Genomic DNA, 4504 nt, shown 5'->3' with positions numbered 1-4504 from the left:
TCGCTCGCTCTCATCGTCACCGCCGTCGGCGACCTGCTCGCCGGCGCCCGACCGAAGGAACTCCAGCCATGACCGAAGCGCTCCGCATCGTGATCGGATCCGACGACGCCGGCTACGACTACAAAGAAGCGCTCAAACGCGACCTCGAGCACAACCCCGGCGTCGCCTCGCTCGTGGACGTGGGCGTGGACGGCGACGGCCACACCGCCTATCCCAAGGTCGCCATCGAGGCCGCCGAGCGCGTCGCCCGCGGCGAGGCGGATCGCGCCCTGCTGTTCTGCGGCACCGGCCTCGGCGTCGCCATCGCGGCCAACAAGGTGCCCGGCATCCGCGCCGTCACCGCGCACGACAGCTTCTCCGTCGAGCGCGGGGTGCTCTCCAACGACGCCCAGATCCTCACCATGGGTCAGCGCGTGATCGGACTGGAGCTCGCCCGCCGCCTCGTGCGCGAGTGGCTGACCTATCGCTTCGACCCGGCATCCGCGTCGGCGGCGAAGGTGGCCGTGATCGGCGAGTACGAGACCACGGGAAGCTGCTGACCCCGATGCGACGCGTGATGGTGGGGGTGAGCCTGAAGGCCTACTTCGGGCGAGCCGGCGCGCGCGCCTGGTTCGACCGGGTGGCCGCGGTGCTGCGCCATCACCCCGCGCTCCGTGATCCCGCCATCGATGTCTTCGTCATCCCCACCTATCTGCAGCTCGATGACGCGCGCGCCGCCCTCGACGCCCTCGGGATCGCGGTCGGCGCCCAGGACGTCTCGGAATTCGGGGCGGGGGCGTACACGGGCGAGGTCACCGCGGCCGAACTCGCCGAGTCCGGTGTCGCGCTCGCGGAAGTCGGTCACGCGGAGCGACGCCGCCTGTTCGGGGAGACCGACGAGGTCACGGCGGCGAAGGTCGCCGCGAGCGTGGCGGCCGGGCTCGTTCCCGTGCTGTGCGTGGGCGAGACCGAGCAGCAGGATGCCGCGTCGGCCGCCCCGGCGACCGTGGCCCAGTTGCGCCGCGCCCTGGCCTGCGCTCCCGCGGGCCGGATCGTCGTCGCCTACGAACCGGTGTGGGCGATCGGCGCCGCGGCCCCCGCTCCGGTCGGCCACCTCGTCGCCGTCACCCGGGCCCTGACGGCCGCACTGGCTGAGGACCCGGACCGGGAGGGCAGCCTGGTCATCTACGGCGGCTCGGCGGGGCCGGGGCTGCTCACCCGACTCGGCGACGACGTCGACGGACTGTTCCTCGGCCGCTTCGCGCACGATCCGGCGAACCTCGCCGCGGTGCTCGACGAGGCGGTCGTCCTGGCCGCCGCCCGGCGCGCACGAGAGGCCGTCTCGTGATCGGCCTCGGCACGTACGCGTTCTTCTGGCAGCACTCCGACGCCGTCCCAGCGCCCCTCTCCCTCATCGGCGCATTCGAGGCGACGAGGCGGCTCGGCGTCGACCTGTTCCAGATCTGCGACTACGCACCGCTCGACGGCATGGACGCGGGCGAACTCGCGGATGCCGCCGCCGCCGCACGCGAGCTCGGGCTGACGATCCAGCTCGGCACGAAGGGCGTCGAACCCGACCGGCTCGCCCGCTACCTCGACCTGGCCGGCGTGTTCGGTGCCGACCTCGTGCGCAGCATGATCGCGGGACGGGACTCGCAGCCGTCGCCGGCGCAGGCCGAGACCTGGCTGCGCCGCGCCCTTCCCGGCTACGAGGCATCCGGCGTCACCCTGGCCCTGGAGACCTACGAGCAGGTCGGCACCGCGGATCTCGTCGCCCTCGTCGACCGGATCGGAAGCGCGGCGCTCGGGATCTGCCTCGACCCCGCCAACGTCGTCGCCCGGCTCGAGCACCCCCGGACGTGCATCGAGGCCGCCGCCGCGCATGCGCGCAACGTGCACGTCAAGGACTTCGCGTTCACCCGCAGCCCCGGCTGGGTCGGCTTCACCTACGGCGGCGCCCCCATGGGCCGCGGCCTGCACGACTACCCGCATCTGCTCCAGACGGTCCGACCGCGCGAGCGCGGCATCGACGAGATCGTGGAGCACTGGCTGAGCTGGCAGGGCGACGCCGAGACGACCATCCGAACCGAGCGGGAATGGACCCGCATCACCCTCGACTACCTCAGGAGCCTGACATGACAACCAGCACCGACACCGCCGTCTACACCATCGCCGTCATCGGCGCGGGCGGCAAGATGGGCATGCGCGTCTCGAACAACCTGGCGGGGACCGACCACATCGTCGCGTACGTCGAGAACTCGCCCGCCGGGCGGCAGCGCACCCTCGATGCCGGTCGCGAGCTCACCGATGCCGCCGTCGCCGTGGCCGACGCCGACATCGTCGTGTTCGCGGTCCCCGACCTGGCGCTCCAGGCGGTCACCGCCGACCTCGTCCCGCAGATGCGCTCCGGCGCGATCGCGCTCACGCTCGACCCGGCCGCCGCCTACGCGGGCCTGCTCACCGACCGCGACGACGTCATCCGCGCCGTCGCCCACCCCTGCCATCCGTCGATCTTCCTGCAGCGCACCACCCCCGAGGAGTACGCGGACACCTTCGGCGGCATCGCCGCGCCCCAGGACGCCATCGCCGCGATCGAATCCGACGACCCCGCCAAGAAGGAGATCCTCGACGCGACCGTGCGCGCGATCTACGCTCCCGTCGTCGACGTGCACTACGTCACCGTCAAGCAGCTCGCCCAGCTCGAGCCGACCCTCGTCGAGACGGTCGCCTGCATGATCGGCGCGCTCCTCAACGAGGCGCTGGCCGAGACCGTGAACACCATGGGCGTGCCGGAGGCCGCCGCGCGCAGCATCCTGTACGGGCACACGCAGGTGGCCCTCGCGAACGGGCTGCGCGGCGACAACCCGTTCAGCGACGCATGCCTCATCGCGATGGACTACGGTCGCGAGAGCATCATCAAGGACGATTGGAAGAAGATCTTCCGCGACGACGAGCTCGACAAGAATCTCGCGCGGATGCTTCACCTCGACCACATCGAGCGCTGAGGAGCAGCCATGGGCGCACTGGACGGCAAGACCGCACTCGTCACCGGCTCCGGGGCCGGCATCGGCCGCGCCGTGGCCGAGCGCTTCGCCCGCGAGGGTGCGCGCGTCGTCGTCGCCGATCGGGACCGGGATGCCGCGGCATCCACCGCGGCCGCGATCGGCGACGCGGCCCGCGCGGTCGCGATGGACATCTCCGACGAGGCTTCGGTCGCGGCCGCGTTCGCGGACCTCGAGACCGGTGGATGGACGCCCGACGTCGTCGTCGCGAACGCCGGCGTGCAGCTGTTCGGGCAGGATGCCCCCGCCGCCGACCTCGACCTCGAGGTGTGGAACCGCACCATCGGCATCAACCTCACCGGCACGTTCCTGACGGTCAAGCACGCGGTCCGGGCGATGCTCCCGCGCGGGGGCGGCTCGATCATCCTCACCGGCAGCCCCACCGGCATCAACGGCGAGGGGGCCGCCTTCACTGCGTACAGCGCCTCGAAGGCCGGCATCCACGGGCTCGCCCGCACCGCCGCGGCCGCCTATGCGGGCGACAACATCCGCGTGAACACGGTCGTGCCGGCGTACACCGAGACGACGCTCGTCACGACCATCAGCGACGACCCGGAGTCGCGGCGGGCGATCATCGGCCGCATCCCGCTCGGTCGCGCCGGGTCCCCGCGCGACGTGGAGGGCATCATGGTCTTCCTCGCCTCCGACGACGGCGCGTTCGCGACCGGGTCGCTGTTCGCCGTCGACGGCGGGATGACGACCCTCTGACATGACCTGGCACGAGCCCGCGCAGACCTGGCGCAGCGGAGCGTGGTCGCTCGAGCTGCGCGACGACGAGCTCGCCGACATCGCGTTCGGCGGGCTCGTCGCACTGCGCAGCATCCGCGCCGTCGTGCGCGACCGCGATTGGGACACCGCACCGCTCGTCGTCGACGAGGTCGCCGCGGATGCCGGGACGCTGCGCCTGCACGTGCACACCGCGGGCCTCGGCGCCGAGCTGTCCGGGACGCTGCGGGTCGAGGCATCCGCCGTCGCGCTGACGGTCGCTCTGGAGCTGACTGCCCACCGCGCGTTCCGCACGAACCGCACCGGGCTCGTGGTGCTGCATCCGCCCGTCGCGGCCGGGGCACCCCTGCGCGTGCGGCACTCCGACGGCTCGCGCGAGACGACGCGGTTCCCCGACCGGATCAGCCCGCACCAGCCGGTGCTGGACATCGCCGGGCTCGCCTGGCAGGCGGGCGGTCTCGACGTCGACGTGCGCTTCCGCGGCGACGTCTTCGAGATGGAGGACCAGCGCAACTGGACCGACGCGTCGTTCAAGACGTACAGCCGGCCGCTCGCGCTGCCCTTCCCGTACGAACTCGCCGCGGGCTCATCGGTTCGCCAGCAGATCGAGGTGCGGGTGCGCACCACCGGCGAGACGACGCCCCGCGGTCGCGACGCGATCGAGCTGCGTGCCGGCGGCTCCTTCCCGCAGGTGGCCGTCGGTGCGGCGACCGCGCCTGATCCGGCGCCGACCCTCG

5 protein-coding genes and 1 pseudogene are annotated in these 4504 nt (G+C 72.5%); all 6 read left to right on the top strand.

Translation table 11 applies throughout. The features are described from left to right. The first annotated feature begins 68 nt into the window (after positions 1–68). A complete protein-coding gene (locus VJR25_RS15390; RefSeq protein ID WP_324116601.1) occupies positions 69–539 on the top strand; it encodes a ribose-5-phosphate isomerase in 471 nt (156 codons plus the stop codon). Between the two features lie 5 nt (positions 540–544). Beyond that, on the top strand, positions 545–1327 hold the full coding sequence (locus VJR25_RS15385; protein ID WP_324116599.1) for a triose-phosphate isomerase family protein: 783 nt from the start codon (positions 545–547) through the stop codon (positions 1325–1327). Then, positions 1324–2118 (top strand): sugar phosphate isomerase/epimerase family protein, encoded by a 795-nt coding sequence (locus tag VJR25_RS15380; RefSeq protein ID WP_324116598.1) that lies wholly within the window; start codon positions 1324–1326, stop codon positions 2116–2118. The genes VJR25_RS15385 and VJR25_RS15380 overlap by 4 nt, the downstream gene beginning before the upstream one ends. Then, positions 2115–2984 carry a phosphogluconate dehydrogenase C-terminal domain-containing protein gene (locus VJR25_RS15375; RefSeq protein ID WP_324116596.1) on the top strand — a complete coding sequence of 290 codons (870 nt, stop codon included), beginning with the start codon at positions 2115–2117 and terminating at the stop codon, positions 2982–2984. The genes VJR25_RS15380 and VJR25_RS15375 overlap by 4 nt, the downstream gene beginning before the upstream one ends. 9 nt (positions 2985–2993) lie before the next feature. Beyond that, entirely contained in the window at positions 2994–3749 is a 756-nt protein-coding gene (locus tag VJR25_RS15370; RefSeq protein WP_324116593.1) for an SDR family NAD(P)-dependent oxidoreductase, read from the top strand. A gap of 1 nt (position 3750) precedes the next feature. Continuing rightward, positions 3751–4504, top strand: a pseudogene (locus VJR25_RS15365) (hypothetical protein); the annotation flags it as partial.

It is taken from the genome of Microbacterium sp., from assembly GCF_035277845.1.
GTDB lineage: Bacteria > Actinomycetota > Actinomycetes > Actinomycetales > Microbacteriaceae > Microbacterium.
The sequence above is the reverse complement of the archived record's forward strand: the minus strand, read 5'-3'. Positions and strand labels throughout refer to the sequence as shown.

Coding starts and splice junctions, on each gene's coding strand:
- VJR25_RS15390 (WP_324116601.1), top strand. CDS start 69: ATGACCGAAGCGCTCCGCATCGTGATCGGATCCGACGACGCCGGCTAC.
- VJR25_RS15385 (WP_324116599.1), top strand. CDS start 545: ATGCGACGCGTGATGGTGGGGGTGAGCCTGAAGGCCTACTTCGGGCGA.
- VJR25_RS15375 (WP_324116596.1), top strand. CDS start 2,115: ATGACAACCAGCACCGACACCGCCGTCTACACCATCGCCGTCATCGGC.
- VJR25_RS15370 (WP_324116593.1), top strand. CDS start 2,994: ATGGGCGCACTGGACGGCAAGACCGCACTCGTCACCGGCTCCGGGGCC.